Below are 17582 nucleotides of genomic sequence, written 5' to 3' on the forward strand. Positions count from 1 at the left end.
CTACGTTCCGCCCATGCAGAAGCGGGCGCCAGGGGCGGAACGACGTGGCGGGCTCTCCCGGTTCCTCGTCCTGTATGCGGCGCTCTACGGTGCCTATGGCGTTCTGTCGCCGATCCTGCCGGGCTTCCTGGCGGCCCGTGGCCTGACGCCGGCTGAGATCGGCCTTCTTCTCGCCGCCGCGGGTGCGCTGCGCCTCGCGATCGGGCCGCTGGCCGGTGCCTTCGCCGACCGCCATCGCGCCGGCAGATCCATTCTTGCGGCGAGTCTCGCGCTGGCGGGGCTCAGCACCCTGGCGCATCTGCCGGGCGTCGGGTTGGCGCAGTTGATCGCCCCGGCTCTGCTCTACGCGGTGGGCACCGCGGCCCCGGCGCCGCTCGCCGACGCGCTGGCCCTGGCCGCCGCGCGGGGTGGGGCGGCGTTCCAGTACGGCTGGATCCGTGGCGCGGGCTCGGCCGCTTTCATCGCGGGCACTGCCGCCGCGGGCTGGTCGATCGAGATCTTCGGCCTCGCCGCCGCCCTCGTCGCGAGCGGCGGCCTGTTCCTCGCCGCCGGTGCGTCGGCCCTGGCGCTGCCGGCGGATCGGGCCCGAACGACCCGGGCCGGGGCGCCGTGGCACGGTTTCGCTGCCCTGATCGCGCTGCCGCGTTTCCGCCGCACGGTGCTGGTCGCCGCCCTGGTGATCGGCGCCCACGCGATGCACGACGGCTTCGCCATGATCCTGTGGCGCTCCGCCGGGATCGCGCCGGCCACCGCGGGCCTCCTCTGGTCGGTGTCGGTGGCCGCCGAGGTTCTGGTCTTCCTGCTGGTCGGGCCGCCCCTGCTGGCGCGGATCGGCCCTGCGGCAGGCGTCGCGGCCGCGGCCTGCGCGGGGGCCGTACGCTGGGCGGTGCTGGGCTCCACGACCGCGATCCCATGGCTCGCCGCCGTCGAGGCCCTGCACGGGGTGAGCTTCGCCCTCCTGCACCTTGCCTGCCTCGGGCTCATCGAAGCCACCACGCCGGCCGACCTCCGGACGACCGCGCTGGCCCTCTACGGCACCCTGGGCCTCGGCCTGTCCGGCGTCGCCGCGACCCTGGCCTCCGGGGCACTCTACGGGTCGTTCGGGGCTTCCGCATTCTGGGCGATGGCGGCCCTGAGTCTCGCGGCCCTGCCGCTGGTGCCGGGGCTGCGGGATCGCTGAAGCGGCGGGTTCTTTTCCCGGGCCTGTGGTACGGACCCGGAACGGACCCGCCCGAAAAGCCCAGTATGCCCGTCGTCGCCGAGATCCTGATCCCGCTGGCCCTCGATACACCCTACAGCTACGTGGCGCCGGCCGGGCTCGACCTCGCCGCCGGCGACGTGGTGCAGGTGCCCCTCGGACCGCGCGAGATCGTCGGGGTCGTCTGGGGCGTGGCCGAGAGCCCCGGCGGCTCGAACCTGCGGCCTGTGACCGACCGCCTGCCCTTCCCGCCCCTGTCGGACCCGTTGCGCAGCCTCGTCGAGTGGATCGCCCGCTACACGCTGGCGCCGAAAGGCTCGGCGCTGGCCATGGTGTTGCGCCTACCCGACGAGGCGGCGGCCGGCGAGACCGCCCGGGTCGCCGTGCGCATCACCGACAAGCCCCCGGCCCGGCCGACCCCGGCCCGCACCAAGGTCCTCGCCGCGGCCGCCGACGGCGGTCTGCGGGGCAAGAGCGCCCTGGCCAAGGAGGCCGGGGTCTCGCTCTCGGTGGTCGACGGGCTCATCGACGACGGTGCCCTGGAGACCGTGGCGGTCGCGCCCGAGCCGGTCGCGCCGCGGCCCGATCCGGACTTCCCGCGCTCGCCGCTCTCGCCCGCCCAGGCCGAGGCCGTGGCGGCTCTGGTCGCGCCCTTTCCGTGGGACCGGCCGCCGGCGGAGGATCCGGCCGATCTCAGGCCCGTCCTGCTGGAGGGGGTCACCGGCTCGGGCAAGACCGAGGTCTATTTCGAGGCCGTGGCCGCCTGCATCCGGGCGGGCCGCCAAGCGCTGATCCTGATGCCGGAAATCGCGCTGACGGCCCAGTTCCTGGACCGCTTCGCCGCCCGGTTCGGGGTTCGGCCGGCGGCGTGGCATTCCGGAATCGGCGGCAGGCGTCGCGAGCGCCTGCGGGCCGCGGTGGCCGAGGGCGAGGCGCTGGTGGTGGTCGGCGCGCGCTCGGCCCTGTTCCTGCCCTTCGCGCGGCTGGGGCTGATCGTGGTCGATGAGGAGCACGAGACCGCCTACAAGCAGGAGGACGGCGTCCATTACCATGCCCGCGACATGGCGGTGGTGCGCGGGCGTCTCGAGTCCTGCCCGGTGGTGCTGACCTCGGCGACGCCCGCCATCGAGACCCGCGTCAACGCCGCAAGGGGGCGCTACCGGCACATCCTGCTCCCCGAGCGCTTCGGCGGGCGGCGCCTGCCCGACATCGCGGCCATCGACATGCGCCTCGACCAGCCCGAGCGCGGCCGCTTCCTGAGCCCGCCGCTGGTCAACGCCGTGAAGAGCACCCTGGAGCGCGGCGAGCAGGCGCTGCTGTTCCTCAACCGCCGGGGCTACGCGCCCCTGACCCTCTGCCGGGCCTGCGGCCACCGCTACCAGTGCAAGAACTGCTCGACCTGGCTGGTGGAGCACCGGTTCCGCCGGGCGCTGGTCTGCCATCAATGCGGCTATGCCGAGCGCCGGCCGGAGGCCTGCACCGAGTGCGGCACATTCGACAATCTCACCGCCTGCGGCCCCGGCGTCGAACGGATCGCCGAGGAGGCCACGGCCTTGTTTCCGGACCGGCGCGTCGTCGTCCTGTCGAGCGACTTCCCCGGCGGCGCGGAGCGCCTGCGGCAGGAACTCGATGCCGTGGCAGCCGGCGAATGCGATATCGTGATCGGGACGCAACTCGTGGCGAAGGGCCACAATTTCCCGTTCCTGACCCTGGTCGGCGTGCTCGACGCCGATATCGGCCTGACCTCGGGCGATCCGCGGGCCGCGGAACGGACGTTCCAGCTGCTGCAGCAGGTCACCGGCCGTGCCGGCCGCGGAGAGAAGCCCGGCCGCGCCCTCGTCCAGACCTACCAGCCGGACCATCCCGTGATCGCGGCCCTCCTGTCGGGGGATGCCGAGCGCTTCTACGCGGAGGAGATCCAGGCCCGCGAGGCGGCGGGCCTTCCGCCGTTCGGGCGGCTCGCCGCGCTGATCGTTTCGGCGACCGAGCGCGAGGTGGCGGAGGCCCACGGCCAGGCGCTGGCCCGCGCGGCCGAGCCGCCGGAGGGCGTGATGGTGCTGGGTCCCGCCGAGGCGCCGCTGGCCCTGGTGCGCGGCCGATACCGCTTCCGCCTGCTCGTGAAGACCGAGCGCAACGTCGATCTGCAGGCCTACCTGCGCGCCTGGATCGCCCGGGGTCCGAAGGTGCGCGGCAACGTCCGGGTCGCCATCGATGTCGACCCGCAGAGCTTTTTGTAGGACACTCGGGCGACGGGCGGCGGATCCCGGCCGGAGATTGGCCGGGACGCATGCGGTTCCCGGAGGAGCGATCAGTGCTGACTTATACCAAGACGCCGGATTCCAACGTCGCCGAGATCGTGGTCGACGGGAAGATCACCGACGAAGAGATGAACGCCATGATGACGGCGATGAAGGCCGACCTCGACAAGGGCGGCAAGATCAAGCTGCTCGAGGACATCCGCGCCTTCGAGGGCATGGAGCCGGCCGCCTTCTTCAAGGATCCGCGCTTCGGCTTCTCGATGATGAAGAGCGTCAGCCACGTCGCCCTGGTGACGGACGCACCCTGGCTCAAGGCGCTGGCCGAAACCTTCAATTTCGTCTCGCCGACCCAGATCAAGGTGTTCGAGCGGGCCCGCATCGACGAGGCGCGCACCTGGCTCGCAGCCGCCGTCTGAGCGGTTTCAGTCGGCCTGCGCGGTGCGGGTATCGCTGCGCCGCGCGGTCCAGTGGCCGGAGCAGAGGGACGAGACCTTCCAGGTCCCCGCGCCGCTCCCGGCCCGGAGCCGCCCCGTTCCCGTGCCGCTCGCGGTGCCGTTGTTGACGGTGAGCCCGACGCTGCCATCGGCCCCGACATGCCCGTTCACCTGCGCGCCGGCGGCGCCGGAGATCAGCTGCACGTGACCCTCGCGAATGGCGAGCGCGTAGGTGTAGCGGGCGCTGCACAGACCGGTTTCCGTGACCAGTTCCACCGACCACCGTCCGTTATGCGTGCCGGGCTCCGCGCTGGCGGGCGCGCAAAGGGGAAGGAACAGGCCGGCGGCGAGGGCCGCGACGGCGGTCAGCTTGATCATGCGGGGCGATCTCTCAGCGAAGTGGATGCCGCCTGAGGCGGGATGCACGGTCAGAATCATCGATCGGGGATGACTCGACGCTGAACGATCGAAGCGGCAAGAGTATGGCCGCCACGCGTTAGCTCAAGATAGATCAGGGTCGGCGAAGGGCGGAGTAATAGTCAAGCTCGATAGGGTCGAATCTGCTCTCCGATCGGAAGACCTGATGCCAAGTCTCGCCGACATCCTGAGGTTTGGCAGGGGGCGGCCGGCACGGGGCGCGCCGAGCCCGATCGGAGGGGGCGAGGTCCGCAAGCACGGGGCGCTCGGGATGCGAAGCGACGCGGGCTGCCCCCCCCCCGCAAACGAGCGGCCCGGGCGATCAGTCCGTCAGCGGCCGGGCTTCTTCCGGCAGCATGATTGGGATCCCGTCGCGGATCGGATAAGCGAGCTTGGCGGAACGGCTGATCAGTTCCTGGCGGACGGAATCGTATTCCAGCGTCCCTTTGGTCAGCGGGCAGACCAGGATCTCCAAAAGCTTCGGGTCCACGCGGGTCGCTTCGACGGGGGCGGTGAGGTCGTTGGTCATCGTTCGTGCAACCTATTGCATCGTCGACTCGGGGCCCGAGCCGCGAACCAGTTCCATCTGCGTGACCGCGATCAGGATCTCGGCCCGCGTCTTCAGGTCGGGGGCCTCGAGCATCGCCTGTTTCTCGCGCACACCGAACGGACTCATCATGCAGAGAGCGTTGACCAGCGCCTCGTCGGGCGCCTCGTCGATTCCGGCCCAGTCCACCTTGAGGTCGTTCGACTCCACGAAGTCGCGCAACGCCTTGAGCACGCCCGCGCGGTCGACCTGCTCCTCGCCCGCCCGGGGCTCGAAGTCCACAGCGAAGTCGTCATAGGACACGTGGCAGCGGCGATAGGGGCCGATCGAGGCCAATTCGCTCTCGACCCGGAAGCGCGTGATGCCGGTGAGCGAGATCAGGTATCGTCCGTCGCCGGTCTCCGCGTACTGGGTCACCCGCCCCGCGCAGCCGACGCGGTAGAGTTTCGGATTGGCCCCGCCCGATCCTTCCGGATCCGGCTGGATCATGCCGATGATCCGGTCCGTGCGCATGGCATCGTCGACCATGGCGAGATAGCGCGGCTCGAAGATGTTCAGCGGCATCTGCCCGCGGGGCAGCAGCAGCGCCCCGGAGAGGGGGAAGACCGGGATGACCGCGGGACAATCCGCCGGGCCCTTGTAGCTCGCATGGGTGCTCATGGCGCCTCCCGGGGGGGCCGATTGGTGGTCCGAAGCGCGAGCCGGAACCTCACGAGAACAAAAGCGCCGAGAGCTTGCGCCGTCCGCGGATCGTATCCGGATCCATCACGCCCCAGGCCTCGAAGAACTGCAGCAGCTGCTTGCGCGCCCCGTCGTCGTTCCAGTCCTTGTCGCGCCGGCGCAGTTCGATCAGGTGGTCGACCGCCTGGCCGCGTTCGCCACGGGCGGCGAGGCCCAGCGCGAGGTCGAACCGCGCCTGATGGGCGTCCGGGTTGGCCTCCACTTCCCGCTGCACGCCCGCGAGATCGCCGAGCGAGGCGGCCTGCTCGGCGAGTTCGAGGGCGGCGCGGATGCCGGCGAGCGCCGGATCGCCAGCCTTTGCCTCCGGCACCATGGCCAGAACCCGCTTGGCGTTCTCGATCTCGCCCGCGTCGAGCTGCATCTTGGCGAGGCCGGCCAGCGCCGTGACGTTGTCGGGCTGCTGCTCCAGGACCGCCGCGTAGATTTCCGCAGCACCGGCGAGGTCGCCCTCCTCGATGAGGGCGGCGGCGTCCGCGAGCGCGGCCTCGAGCGGATCCTGCTGAGGACCGGCCACGCGCCCGATCAGCTCCTTGATCTGGCTCTCGGGGACGGCGCCCATGAAGCCGTCGACCGGCTGGCCCTTCTGGAAGACGATGACCGCCGGAATCGACTGGATGCCGAGCTGACCCGCGATCGAGGGATGCTCGTCGATGTTCATCTTCACCAGGGCGACCGCGCCGGCGGCCTCCCGGACCACCTTCTCCAGCACCGGCGCGAGCTGCTTGCAGGGCCCGCACCAGGGCGCCCAGAAGTCGACCAGCACAGGCCGGTGCATCGACTCGGCGAGCACGTCCTGCCGGAAGCTCGCAGTGGTCGTGTCCTTGATGAGGGTGCCGGTGTCGCCGGCCGGGGCACCGCCCCCGGCGAGGGTGTCGTTGAGCATCGGTCTGGCTTCGGAACCTTTTTCGTGGAGTTCCCTAAATGGGGCTTCCGCCATGATCTGACCAGCCCAAAGACAGGGACGCTCAGCGGGCCGGTGCGGCGGCCGGCGCACCGGCGGGCGCCTTGGCCGCAGTCACGAACGTTCCGGCAAACGGGCGTCCGTCGGCCGTGCTGGCCTCGCAGGTGATCGCGGTGCGGCCCGGTTCCGGGGTGGAGAAGCGGCAGGCGCCGATCGCCAGGATCGGAGCGCCATCCTTTCCGGTGGTGACCACGTTGATCGGCTGCAGCGGATCGGTCTCCTCGGTGGCTTCCTGCTGGGCGCCGTTACCGCTGAAGCTGAGCGCCTGACCGTCGGAGGTGGTGAAGTCGAAGCTGGTGCGATTGCGGCTCACCGCGTTCGTCAGGACGTTGCTGCAGGAGCTGCTCAGATCCTGCGTGCCGATCACGAGCTTCTCGCAGGTGCCGTCCAGCCGCAACGCGGCCTGGGCGCGTGCCGCGGAGGGAAGACTGACGAGAGCGCAGAGCAGCGCGAGGCGCAGGCGATTGGTCATGGCGGGTCGGGCATCCTCCGGTTGAGAGCCGAACTAGGCGCACGGCGTCCGCCGTCGAGGGGGCGGCATCGGGACGAAGCCGGTGTCGGGCTCACCACGGGCCGAACCCCCGCCGCAGCCGGCTAGCCCGCAAACCGCAGGGCGCGGTCGTTCGGGGCGGCGAAATCCAGCTCCGGTCCGAGGGGCACGATCCCCGTCGGATTGATGGTCGGATGGCTCTCGTAATAATGCCGCTTGATATGCGTCAGATCGACGGTCGGCGCGATGCCGGGCATGGCATAGAGATCGCGGAGATAGTTCGACAGGTTCGGATAGTCGGCGATCCGGCGCCTGTTGCACTTGAAGTGCCCGACATAGACCGCGTCGAACCGCACCAGGGTGGTGAACAGGCGGATATCCGCCTCGGTCACGCGGTCGCCGCAGAGGTAACGGCTCCGGTCGAGCCGCGCTTCGAGCGCATCGAGCTCGGCGAACAGGGCCTCGAAGGCTTGGGCATAGGCGTCCTGGGTGGTGGCGAAGCCCGCCTTGTAGACACCGTTGTTCACCCGGTCGTAGACCCGAGCGTTCACCGCGTCGATCTCGGGACGCAGGTCCGCCGGGTAGAGATCCGGACCCGTACCCCCGAAGGCGTCGTTCAGCATCCGCAGGATCTCGGCGGATTCGTTCGACACGATGGTGCCGCGCTCCCGGTCCCACAGCACCGGCACGGTGACGCGGCCGCTGTAGGACGGGTCGGCCGCCAGGTAGACCTCGTAGAGGCGCCGTGCGCCGTGGATCGGGTCCGGCGTCGCGCCCGGCGTGTCACCGAACACCCAGCCCTCGGCGCCCATATGCGGATCGACCACCGAGACGGAGATCGCGTCTTCCAGCCCTTTGAGCGCGCGCCCGATCAGCGTGCGGTGCGCCCAGGGACAGGCCAGGGAGACGTAGAGATGGTAGCGGCCCGGCTCGGCCCGGAAGCCGCCCGATCCGGACGGGCCCGGCGATCCGTCGGCGGTCACCCAGTTGCGGAAGGCCGAGGCCTTGCGCTCGAAGCGGCCGCCCGTCGCGGCGGTGTCGTACCACTGGTCGCGCCAGATGCCGTCCACGAGGAGGCCCATCGTCGTCTCCGGTCCCATAAGCGATCCGACCCAGATGGGCCTCGCGCGGCGTCTGTGAAGACGGATGCCGGTCTGCATCCGAGGAGCGCCGACCGCGCGACCGGTGCGCCCGGTCCCGCCGGCCCGCGAGTTCTGCGCAAGGCAGGGCTGCGCCGATCCTTCTGTTGCGGTGCAGCAATCTGAGCCATCTCTCGGGCACCCACCCGTCGCCGCGCACGTGCCGCAGCGGCCCGATCGCGTGGGGAGATCGATGGAGGTGAAGTGATGTCGTTCGCGCTGGTGCCCGTCGCCGAGGCGGCCCTGTTCACGTTCGGATGCTTGGTGATCCATGCTCTGCGGCGCCATGCCGACGTGGTCACGGCAACGCTCGCGTGCCTCGCGACACTCCTCGTCCTGATGATCGGGATCGCCTGCGCGCCGGAATCCGTCGCCAAGTATCAGGCCGCCAGCGTCACCGACTTCGCCCGCCTGGATCCGGCGATCTACTGAGGCGCCACGGCACGTCCCAGGCCGTCGCTCCCGAGCCGCGCGAGGCGACCGCCCGTCCCGCGCTGACCGGCGACGGCCACGTCGAAATCGTCCTTCGGCAGCTTGGCCAGGAAGCGCTCGGCGATCTCGAACAGCAGGATGTCCGGACGCACGCGCTCGATGTAGAGCCAGTCGAGGCTCGAAGACCAGATGAAGTGAACCTCGCTGAAACTCTCGGCGAGCAGCCCGGTCAGCAGGAACGGGTCGAAATGGGCGCAGGAATCGCCGAACAGGACGAGCCGTCGCGGATCGGCCCCCGGGGACGGGTTTCGATAGACGACATGCGCGCCGACATGCACCTCGCGGTCGCGTCCCTGCGCCTCGTAGGCGGCCAGTAGCGGCCCGGTCTCCACCCGAATCGCATCGCGCTGCAGCATGAACCGCTCCAGCCGCTCGCGCGGCCGCTCGGGCAGCTTCTCGCCGAGATCCATGATCTGTTCCGAGACGGTACCGGGACGGCCGCCGATATCGGCGGGCGGAACCGCCCCGAGCGCCCGCATGATCTCGCGATAGGCCAGCAGGCACCCCTGCGCGGTCCAGTGGGTGTCGGTGCGCAGGTAGAGCGGCGTCGCTCCGTTGCGGGCAGCGCGAAGCGGCGCGAGAAGGTCGAGATAGGCCGGGTGTCGCGCGAGGCGTCGGGCCAGTCGCCGGGTCGAAGCCTTAGCCGGCGCGTAGCGCAGGCCGTCGGTCTTGTCGTCGTAGACCGACAGCTTCTCCGGCACGATCACGTGGAGGCAGCGAATGCCGAGGTCCTCGGCCCGCCGCGCACGGGCCTTGATCAGCCGCGTCCAGCCGCGCAGCAGCAGCCAGTGCCGCAGACCGCCGCGATACCGGTCCATGACCCGGTTGGTTCCTCCGGTGAGAAATAACCAGCCGTCGCGGCCGACATGGACGCTCTCCCTGCCTGAAGACATGACGGTGCTTTAGCCGCACCGTGAGCGGGCGACTAGGCCGGACCCGGTGCCGGGACGAGGCGTTCCTCAGGCATGCCGCCTTCGTCCCTCCCGGCCGTTCAGACCCCCGATTGCCCGGAGCCCGTCCGCCCTGGGCGCCCGTGGCGCCCGCGCCGGGTGTTGGTGATGCCGTCCGCTCTGGAGCATCCCCATGGCCGGGCCATGCTGGCTTGCGCCGAGGCCCTGGGCCTGCCGGTGGAGCGCCTGCCGTCCAACCGCTTGCCGAGCCCGCGCGAGGCGGATCCCCGCCGGGCCTACGCGGCCGCGAAGGCGACCCTCGTCCTGACGAGCGCCCCGCCGACCAAGCTGCGGCTGCAGCCGATCCCGCCCTCGGCCGACTGGCGCTTCGACCTTGCCGAGGGCTGCCCCGCCCATTGCCAGTACTGCTACCTCGCCGGCTCGCTCGCGGGGCCGCCGGTGACGCGCGCTTATGCCAATCTCGAGGCGATCCTCGGCAACCTCAAGGCCTATGCCGGGCGCGGGGCGGTGACCTCGGCGTCCCGGGAGCGGGCGCACGAGGGAACCACCTTCGAGGCGTCCTGCTACACCGATCCCCTCGGCATCGAGCACCTGACCGGCTCGCTCTCGGCGGCGATCCGGCATTTCGGCGCCTGGGACGCGCCGGTTCAGTTGCGCTTCACCACCAAGTTCGCCGCGGTGGCACCGCTCCTCGACCTGCCGCACAACCGGCGCACGCGGATCCGCTTCTCGGTCAACCCGCGGGTCGCCGCGTGTTACGAGGGCGGCACCGATCCCCTCCCCGCCCGGCTCGCCGCCATGGCCGAGGTGGCCCGGGCCGGTTATCCGGTCGGCCTGACCGTCGCGCCGATCCTGCCGGTCCCGGAGTGGGAGGCGGCCTATGCCGGGCTGATCCGCGCCGCCGCCGACGCCCTCGCCGATGTGCCGGATCTCGACCTCACCGCCGAACTCATCACCCATCGCTTCACCCCCGGCTCGAAGGCGGTGCTGCGCGGCTGGTATCCCGGCTCGGACCTGCCCCTCGACGAGGCCGAGCGCGTCGAGAAGCGCACCAAGTTCGGCTCCGTGAAGTATGTCTTCCCGAAGCTCCTGATGCAGGCGATGCGCAGCCACCTCACCGCGTGCCTCGCCCGAGACCTGCCGACCGCGCGGATTCTGTACTGGACCTGAGCGGCTTCGGGCGCCATCTGGCCCACATGATGGACGCGGACCCCCTGATCCTGACGCTCGCCTTCGATGAGCAGACCTTCGCCCGGTTCGACGGCGAGCGGCGTCGCTACTTCCCCGAAGCGCTGAATCGCATTCCCGCCCATGCGACCCTGTTCCACCACCTGCCGGGCGACCGGGAGCGGGGCGTGATCGAGGCCATCACCGCCCTCGCCCGCACCGTTCCAAGGCCGGAGGTCGCCGTGACGGGCCTGCGCTTCACCGGCCGGGGCGTCGCCTACGTGCTCGAATCCGATGCGCTGTCGAACTTCCGGGCCCGCCTTGCGCAGGGCTTCTCGCCTCATCTCACCGCCCAGGATCGGCAGGGCTGGCGCCCCCACGTTACGGTCCAGAACAAGGTGGCTCCCGACAAGGCCCGGGCGCTCCACGCCGACCTGTCGGCCGGTTTCGCGCCGTTCCGCTTCGCCGCGCCGGCGACGCTGCTCTGGCGCTACCGTGGCGGTCCCTGGGATGCGGTGGCCCGCCTGCCCTTCGGAGAGAACGACTGATGACGCACGTCCCCGACCCGGATCCCGTCGCATGAAGGCCCCGAGCCAGATCCGCAACAATCGCCTGATCGAGCCCGCCCTGGCGGTGTGGCTGCGGTTGCGCCTGAACGAAGTCGGTCCCCTCGTCGCCCTGCTCTGCCTGAGCACCCTCGGCTATGGGTTCTTCTACCTCGCCCACGAGGTCGGCGAGGGCTCCACCGCGGCCCTCGACCGCCGGATCCTGCTCGCCCTGCGCAACCCCGCCGATCTCGCCGATCCGATCGGGCCGCCCTGGCTCGAGGAGACGATGCGCGACATCACCGGGCTCGGCAGCGTCTTCACGGTGCTGTTCCTCACCTGCGCGGTGGCGGGCTATCTCGCCGTGTCCGGGCGGCGGCGCATCGGCCTCTACGTCCTGGCCGCGGTGGGCAGCGGCGAGCTGGTCTCGACCTTGCTGAAGATGCTCTACCACCGGCCGCGACCGGATCTCGTCCCTCACGGCATGGAGGTGTTCACGGCGAGTTTTCCGAGCGGCCACGCCACCATGTCGGCCATCGCCTATCTGACCCTGGCGACCCTCATCGCCCGGGTCGAGCGCAACCGCCGCGCGAAGGCACTGGTCCTGGCCCTCGGAGTCAGCGTGACGCTGCTGGTGGGCATCAGTCGGATCTATCTCGGCGTGCACTGGCCGAGCGACGTGCTGGCCGGCTGGTGCATCGGCGCGGCCTGGGCATCCCTGTGCTGGTTCGTCGCCCTACAGCTGCAGCGTCGCGGCGAGGTCGAGGCGCCCGATCCGCCGCCGCCCGCCTGAGGCCAACGTTAAGGTAAACTGACGGTTAAAGGAGACGGGCCGGTCCGCTTCAGGCTCAATGGCGGTTGTCCCGACATCCGCACCCATCAGGATGAAGCGTTCGTGGTCGACCGACGCCGTACTGCCCGACGCCGCGTCTGCCTGGGCGGCCGACTCCGCGTCGCGGCCTTTCTGCCGGATCTCGACTGCACGGTCCGCGACGTGTCCCTGGACGGGGCACGGATCCGGGTCCCTGCCGACGCCACGCTGCCCGATTGCATCGAGCTGTTCATCCCCTGCCGCGGCGAGACCCGGCGGGCCTTCATAGCTTGGCGGGCGGGCGAGAGCGTCGGTCTCGGTTTCGCCGAGACGGGGGCCGCGACGCAGCCGGCGGCGATCGCGCGCTGGCTCGCCGCCAGCGAGGCGGAGGTGGCGCGTCTGCGCGCCGCGCTTCTCGACGGAAACGGCACGCCGCCGGGTCGCGTTCACTGAGAGCGCGGTTCCGCCCTCGGCGGCTTCCACGCCACGCGGCGCCCAAGGCGCCTCCATTCCGTCCCGGCGACACGGCGAGGCCCATGGCAGACGACACCCGGCTCTCACGACGCAATCTTCTCGCGGCCGGGGGCGCCCTGGCCGGCGCCGCGATGGGCGGCGGCGCCCAGGCCGCCCCGCCGGGCACTCCACCGGCCCCCTCGGTTCCGGCCGATACCGGCGCCGTGCAGGGTGGACGGGTGATGTTCCCGAACTGGCGCGGTGCCGGCGACAGGCCGCCCGCCCCGAGCCCGGCGCCTCAGCCGCCGGGCCAGCGGGTCGGCTACTGCGTCGTCGGTCTGGGGCGCCTGAGCCTCGACGAGATTCTCCCGGCTTTCGGCGAGGCCAAGCGCGCCCGCCTTGCGGCGGTGATGTCGGGCTCCCCCGACAAGGCGAAGCTCGTGGCCCGGCAATACGGGCTGCCGGACGATGCCGTGTACGGCTACGACGGGTGGGATCGGCTGAAGGCCAACCCGAACGTCCAGGCGGTCTACATCGTCACGCCGAACGGCGTGCACCGGGACAACGTCGTGGCGGCCGCGGCGGCGGGCAAGCAGGTGCTCTGCGAGAAGCCGATGGCGGTCTCCTCGGACGAGTGCCGCGAGATGATCGCGGCCTGCGCCAAGGCCGGCGTCAAGCTGATGATCGCCTATCGGTGCCAGTACGAGCCGCACAACCGGGCCGTGATCAAGCTCGCCCGTTCGGGCGAGTTCGGCCGGCCCCGGCTGATCCAGGCCTTCAACGGCCAGACCACGGGACTGCCGGAGCAGTGGCGCCTGCGGAAGGCGCTAGCAGGGGGCGGGTCGCTGCCGGATATCGGGCTCTACTGCCTGAACACCACCCGCGCGGTCCTCGGCGAGGAGCCGAACCTGATCCAGGCCCAGATCCACTCGCCGCCGGACGATCCCAAGTACCGCGAGGTCGAGGAGACGGCGAGCTTCACCCTGCACTTCCCGTCCGGCGTGATCGCCCAGTGCCTGTCGAGCTACGGGGTCTACGAGGCGCGAAGCCTGACCCTGCACACCGGAACCGCCGCCATCGACCTCCAGAACGCCTTCGCCTACCAGGGCCAGCGGCTCATCATCGGCCACCGCGACGGCAAGAACGCCGCGCGGGACGAGAAGGTCCTGAGCCCCAAGAACCAGTTCGCCCTGGAACTCGACCACTTCGCGCGCTGCATCCAGGAGGATCTGCGCCCCCGCACCCCCGGCGAGGAGGGGCTGCAGGATCAGGTGCTGATGGAGGCGATCTATGAGGCCGCGCGGACCGGCGCTCCGGTCAAGGTCGGGCCGCCCCCCGGCGCCGGGTCCGGCCTCGACGTCACCCGTGGGCCGGAGCCGGAGGAGCCGGGCTGAAGGGCCTCAGAACGGCAGCAGGATGTCGACGATCTGCTGGCCGTAGCGCGGCTGCTGCACGTCGGTGATCTGGCCCCGCCCGCCATAGGCGATCCGGGCCTGGGCGATCTTGGTCGAGTCGATGGTGTTGTCCGACTCGATATCCTCCGGCCGGACAACGCCCGCGACCACCATCTCGCGCACTTCGAAGTTGACGCGGATCTCCTGCTTGCCCTCGACCACGAGGTTGCCGTTGGGCAGAACCTGGGTGACCACCGCGGCGACGTTCGTCGTCACGGTCTCGGCGCGCTGGACCGAGCCGGCACCGTCATTGGCGGTGGCCGAGGTGGCGGACAGCAGCGCGGTGCTGCCGACGCCGAAGGACTTGCCGACCGCGTTGTTCTCCAGTCCCAGGGCGTTCGGCAGGCCGAAGCTCTCGGTGTTGGCCCGGGAGCGCTTGGTCTCGTTGCTGATGTTGGCCTGATCGGTGACGTTGACCTTCACGGTCAGGAGGTCGCCGAGCCGGGCGGCGCGCTGATCCTTGAAGAAGGCGCGGGAGCCCGTCCGCCACAGCGAGTTCGGGGCGTACGAGACCGGCTGGACGTCGGGCATCGGCATCCGCACCGGCTTGTAGCCCGGCTGGGTGGTGGGATCCTCGATCGCCGACAAGGCCGGGGTCGCGCCCACCTGCGAGAGGCGGTCGGCGGTGTTGCAGGCACCGAGCGCGCCGGCGATCAGAGCGGCGGCGAGCGGGTTCAGGACGATGCGGCGGGCCATCGGGCAATCACTCTTCGACGCGTGCAGGACGGGCGGTCAGCGCAGGGAGGCGGTCGCCTGGACGGGGGCGGCGCCGGCGGCCTGCTGAGCCGCGGGGCTGGGGCTCACCGAGACCCGGCCGGGGCCGATCACGGTGGCCTGCAGGATCTTCTTGGAGGCGACGTTGACGACGTTGACGACGGCGCCCATGCGGCCGGAATCGTTCGACAGGCCGCGCATCGACAGGCTGACGTTCGGCGTCTCGTACACGATGGTCACGTTCTCGCCGCGCGCGACCAGCTCGGGCGGGGCGGTATCGGTCATCCGCAGCACGGTCCCGGCGGTGAGCGTGTTCTGGGCGACCTCGCCGATGACCGCCGTGGCGCTTCCCTGCGCGTCGGAGGCGACGGTCTCGCGCGGACGCCGCTCCGCCACGACGTCGCCCTCCTTCACCGGTTCGCCGCGGTTGAGCGTCCGGGTGAGCACCGCCACTTCGCGCAGTTCGACGACCACGCCGGATACCCGCAGGGAGGCCTGCCGCTCGCCGAGGCTGACCAGCCCCGCGACGCGGCGGGAGCGCAGGTCGTAGGTGACGTCGAGGGCTGCGGCCTGCCCTTCGAGGTCCACCGGAGCGAGCAGGGTCGGGCCGTCCCCGTCGAAGCGGATCGTGACGCTGCGGGGGTCGAGCCCGTAGCTGGTCTCGAGGCCGCGCTTGAGCGCGGCTTCGATCTCCGGCGGCCCGAGGCGGCGGGCGGCGCGCTGCACGGCGATCTGCAGCCGGCCCCCGGTCTCCAGGTTGGCGAGACCCAGGGCGGCGGCGGCGTCGAGGATGCGGCGGGTCTGGATCGTCCCGGTGGCACCCAGGGTGGGTGCGCGGAACAGCGGACGCGCGGCCAGGCGCTCCGGCACGCCCTCGACCAGGTCGGCCAGCGTCAGGATGTCTCCGCGGGCTGTGACGTCGCCGCGCAGCCGCAGACCTTCAGCCTGGGCCATGGCGGGGATCGCCAGGGCGCCGAGGACCGCGAAGGTCAGGAAGGCCAGCACCGCGCGCAGGATCACGGCCGAGCCCAGGGGGGAGACCCGCGGCCGGGGACGGCGGATGATCGGGCTGATGTCACTTCCGTCCGCCATGCCGATACGGGGCAGATCGAGGGTCTCGAAGTCGGGATCGGGATGAGCGGGATGAGCGGGATGCATGCCGGCATACATGTTCAGGGACCTGAAGCGGGTGCGGGTCGCGCGGTTAGCTGCGGAACATCTGCGTGGTGGTGGAGAGCATCTGGTCGGCCGCGGTGACGACCTTCGAGTTCATCTCGTAGGCGCGCTGCGCGGCGATCAGGGACGAGATCTCGGTGACGGCGTTCACGTTCGCCTCTTCCAGGTAGCTCTGCTGGAGGTTGCCGAAGCCGTCGGCGCCCGGCAGGCCGCTGATCGCCTGCCCGGAGGCCGCGGTCTCGACGAACAGGTTGTCGCCGATCGATTCGAGGCCGACCTTGTTGACGAAGCGCGAGAGCTGGAACTGGCCGAGCGCCTGCGGCGCCGTCTGGCCCGGAATGCTCGCCTGCACGACGCCCGTCGCGCTGATCGTCACCGACGTCGCGTTCTGCGGCACGGTGATCGCCGGATCGAGCAGGTAGCCGTCGCGGGTGACGAGCTGGCCCGAGGCCGAGAGGTCGAAGGAGCCGTCCCGGGAATAGGCGGTGCGGCCGTCCGGGAGCGTCACCCGGAAGAACCCCTCGCCGCGGATCGCGACGTCGTAATCCTTCTCGGTGGACGAGAGCGTGCCCTGTGACATCACGCGGGCTGTCGAGGTCGTCTTCACGCCCGAGCCGAGGGCGAGGCCGGCCGGAAGCTGGGTGTTCTGCTGCGAGGTCGAGGCGCCGGCCCGTCGCAGGTTCTGGTAGAGCAGATCCTGGAAGTGCACCTGCTGGCGCTTGTAGCCGGTGGTGCGCAGGTTCGCGATGTTGTTCGAGATGACCTGGACGTTAAGTTCCTGGGCCGCCATGCCGGTGGCGGCGGAGTAGAGGGCGCGCATCGGCCGAGCTCCCCTTAGGCGACGTCGGCGAGGCGGCGGATCGCCGTGCCCCGCAGGTCGTCGAGGCGCGAGATCATGCTCGACACCATGGCGTAGGACCGGTTCACGTCCATCAGCCGGGTCATCTCGATCACCGGGCGGACGTTCGAGCGTTCCAGCGCTTCGGATTCCAGGCGTCCGTCGATGCCGGCGGGGCGTGCCGGCTCCGGCGAGGCGTAGAGGTTGCCCCCCTCGTTGGTCAGCCGCTGCGGGTTGGCGAAGGTGACGAGCTTGATGCGCCCGCGGATGCCGAGATTGGTCGACACGGTACCGTCGGGGCCGATGGCGAGGCCGGTCTCCTGCGGGTTGATGGTGATCGGTCCGCCCTCGCCCGCCACCTTGTAGCCGTCGCTGGTGACGAGCGCGCCCTGCGGGTCGATCTCGAAGGCGCCGTTTCGGGTGTAGCGCTCGCCCTGGGGGGACTGCACGGCGATGAAGGCCGCGCCCTTGATCGCGACGTTGAGCGGGTTGCCGGTCCGCTCGACCGGGCCCTGCCCGAGATCGAGGGTGGTGCCCTGGTCGATGACGTAAGAGAGACGCCGGTCGGGCCGGGCGAACGAATCCGCGCTGGCCACCGGCATCAGGTATTCCTGGAAGCGGGTGTTGCGAGCCTTGAACCCGGTGGTCGAGACGTTCGCCATGTTGTTGGCGATCACGTCCAGCTCGCGCTGGAGCGCCATCTGGCTCGACACGCCGACGAAGAGGGCATTCTGCATCGTGGACTCTGGGACTCGCGGGCCGCGGAGGCGGCAACGATCCATTCAGCATCCGCTGTGCCAAACCCAACGGACGAAAATTCCATCGTTCTGACAAGG

20 protein-coding genes are annotated in these 17582 nt (G+C 70.7%); 9 read left to right on the forward strand and 11 right to left on the reverse strand.

Going from position 1 to position 17582, the window contains the following annotated elements; all coding sequences use genetic code 11:
* Positions 1 to 13 precede the first annotated feature (13 nt).
* The 3 genes from PQI07_RS34395 to PQI07_RS34405 all read left to right on the forward strand — a co-directional run bounded on the left by PQI07_RS34395 (position 14) and on the right by PQI07_RS34405 (position 3872).
* Complete coding sequence (locus PQI07_RS34395) at positions 14 to 1180, forward strand: MFS transporter (protein ID WP_274929086.1); 1167 nt, start codon at positions 14 to 16, stop codon at positions 1178 to 1180.
* A gap of 65 nt (positions 1181 to 1245) precedes the next feature.
* Positions 1246 to 3435, forward strand: a complete 2190-nt coding sequence (locus PQI07_RS34400) for a primosomal protein N' (protein WP_274929087.1) — start codon at positions 1246 to 1248, stop codon at positions 3433 to 3435.
* Positions 3436 to 3509: 74 nt separating this feature from the next.
* Positions 3510 to 3872: a SpoIIAA family protein gene (locus tag PQI07_RS34405; RefSeq protein ID WP_043352080.1), complete on the forward strand. Its 363-nt coding sequence runs from the start codon at positions 3510 to 3512 to the stop codon at positions 3870 to 3872.
* Positions 3873 to 3878: 6 nt separating this feature from the next.
* Here PQI07_RS34405 and PQI07_RS34410 read toward each other — a convergent pair whose 3' ends face one another.
* From PQI07_RS34410 to PQI07_RS34435, 6 genes are all read right to left on the reverse strand, one after another.
* Positions 3879 to 4268, reverse strand: coding sequence for a hypothetical protein (locus PQI07_RS34410; protein WP_043352078.1), 390 nt, complete (start codon positions 4266 to 4268; stop codon positions 3879 to 3881).
* 361 nt (positions 4269 to 4629) lie between these two features.
* A complete protein-coding gene (locus PQI07_RS34415; protein WP_043352039.1) occupies positions 4630 to 4836 on the reverse strand; it encodes a Trm112 family protein in 207 nt (68 codons plus the stop codon).
* A gap of 12 nt (positions 4837 to 4848) precedes the next feature.
* Positions 4849 to 5514, reverse strand: a complete 666-nt coding sequence (locus PQI07_RS34420; RefSeq protein ID WP_043352038.1) for an LON peptidase substrate-binding domain-containing protein — start codon at positions 5512 to 5514, stop codon at positions 4849 to 4851.
* A 49-nt stretch (positions 5515 to 5563) separates the two neighbouring features.
* Positions 5564 to 6478, reverse strand: a complete 915-nt coding sequence (gene trxA / locus PQI07_RS34425) for a thioredoxin (RefSeq protein ID WP_274929088.1) — start codon at positions 6476 to 6478, stop codon at positions 5564 to 5566.
* Positions 6479 to 6560: 82 nt separating this feature from the next.
* Positions 6561 to 7028, reverse strand: coding sequence for a hypothetical protein (locus PQI07_RS34430; RefSeq protein WP_043352034.1), 468 nt, complete (start codon positions 7026 to 7028; stop codon positions 6561 to 6563).
* Between the two features lie 122 nt (positions 7029 to 7150).
* Positions 7151 to 8128 carry a glutathione S-transferase family protein gene (locus PQI07_RS34435; protein WP_075381847.1) on the reverse strand — a complete coding sequence of 326 codons (978 nt, stop codon included), beginning with the start codon at positions 8126 to 8128 and terminating at the stop codon, positions 7151 to 7153.
* Between the two features lie 264 nt (positions 8129 to 8392).
* On the opposite strand from PQI07_RS34435, the gene PQI07_RS34440 reads away from it, so the two are divergent.
* Positions 8393 to 8617: a hypothetical protein gene (locus PQI07_RS34440; RefSeq protein WP_043352033.1), complete on the forward strand. Its 225-nt coding sequence runs from the start codon at positions 8393 to 8395 to the stop codon at positions 8615 to 8617.
* On the opposite strand, the gene PQI07_RS34445 is transcribed toward PQI07_RS34440, so the two are convergent.
* On the reverse strand, positions 8611 to 9570 hold the full coding sequence (locus tag PQI07_RS34445; RefSeq protein ID WP_274929089.1) for an alginate O-acetyltransferase AlgX-related protein: 960 nt from the start codon (positions 9568 to 9570) through the stop codon (positions 8611 to 8613). The genes PQI07_RS34440 and PQI07_RS34445 overlap by 7 nt on opposite strands.
* A 72-nt stretch (positions 9571 to 9642) precedes the next feature.
* Here PQI07_RS34445 and PQI07_RS34450 point away from each other — a divergent pair, with 72 nt between their 5' ends.
* From PQI07_RS34450 to PQI07_RS34470, 5 genes are all read left to right on the forward strand, one after another.
* A complete protein-coding gene (locus tag PQI07_RS34450) occupies positions 9643 to 10758 on the forward strand; it encodes an SPL family radical SAM protein (RefSeq protein WP_342462680.1) in 1116 nt (371 codons plus the stop codon).
* A 26-nt stretch (positions 10759 to 10784) separates the two neighbouring features.
* The gene (locus PQI07_RS34455) at positions 10785 to 11303 is read left to right on the forward strand and encodes a 2'-5' RNA ligase family protein (RefSeq protein ID WP_053610935.1); all 519 of its coding nucleotides are present in this window, start codon (positions 10785 to 10787) and stop codon (positions 11301 to 11303) included.
* A gap of 31 nt (positions 11304 to 11334) precedes the next feature.
* Positions 11335 to 12093, forward strand: a complete 759-nt coding sequence (locus PQI07_RS34460; protein WP_043356220.1) for a phosphatase PAP2 family protein — start codon at positions 11335 to 11337, stop codon at positions 12091 to 12093.
* A gap of 102 nt (positions 12094 to 12195) precedes the next feature.
* The gene (locus PQI07_RS34465; protein ID WP_274929091.1) at positions 12196 to 12564 is read left to right on the forward strand and encodes a PilZ domain-containing protein; all 369 of its coding nucleotides are present in this window, start codon (positions 12196 to 12198) and stop codon (positions 12562 to 12564) included.
* A gap of 83 nt (positions 12565 to 12647) precedes the next feature.
* The gene (locus PQI07_RS34470; protein ID WP_043352092.1) at positions 12648 to 13958 is read left to right on the forward strand and encodes a Gfo/Idh/MocA family protein; all 1311 of its coding nucleotides are present in this window, start codon (positions 12648 to 12650) and stop codon (positions 13956 to 13958) included.
* Positions 13959 to 13964: 6 nt separating this feature from the next.
* Here the strand turns inward: PQI07_RS34470 and flgH are convergent, their stop codons facing one another.
* Genes flgH through flgF form a run of 4 tightly spaced genes read right to left on the reverse strand, consistent with a single transcriptional unit; the run spans position 13965 to position 17483 of the window.
* Positions 13965 to 14714 carry a flagellar basal body L-ring protein FlgH gene (flgH, locus tag PQI07_RS34475; protein WP_043352094.1) on the reverse strand — a complete coding sequence of 250 codons (750 nt, stop codon included), beginning with the start codon at positions 14712 to 14714 and terminating at the stop codon, positions 13965 to 13967.
* A 36-nt stretch (positions 14715 to 14750) separates the two neighbouring features.
* Positions 14751 to 15902 (reverse strand): flagellar basal body P-ring formation chaperone FlgA, encoded by a 1152-nt coding sequence (gene flgA / locus PQI07_RS34480; RefSeq protein WP_100793914.1) that lies wholly within the window; start codon positions 15900 to 15902, stop codon positions 14751 to 14753.
* A 34-nt stretch (positions 15903 to 15936) separates the two neighbouring features.
* Positions 15937 to 16728, reverse strand: a complete 792-nt coding sequence (gene flgG / locus PQI07_RS34485; protein WP_043388717.1) for a flagellar basal-body rod protein FlgG — start codon at positions 16726 to 16728, stop codon at positions 15937 to 15939.
* Between the two features lie 14 nt (positions 16729 to 16742).
* Positions 16743 to 17483, reverse strand: a complete 741-nt coding sequence (gene flgF, locus PQI07_RS34490) for a flagellar basal-body rod protein FlgF (protein ID WP_043388715.1) — start codon at positions 17481 to 17483, stop codon at positions 16743 to 16745.
* Between the last annotated feature and the right edge of the window lie 99 nt (positions 17484 to 17582).

This window comes from Methylobacterium sp. 092160098-2 (assembly GCF_028920805.1).
GTDB classification, from domain to species: Bacteria; Pseudomonadota; Alphaproteobacteria; order Rhizobiales; family Beijerinckiaceae; genus Methylobacterium; species Methylobacterium fujisawaense.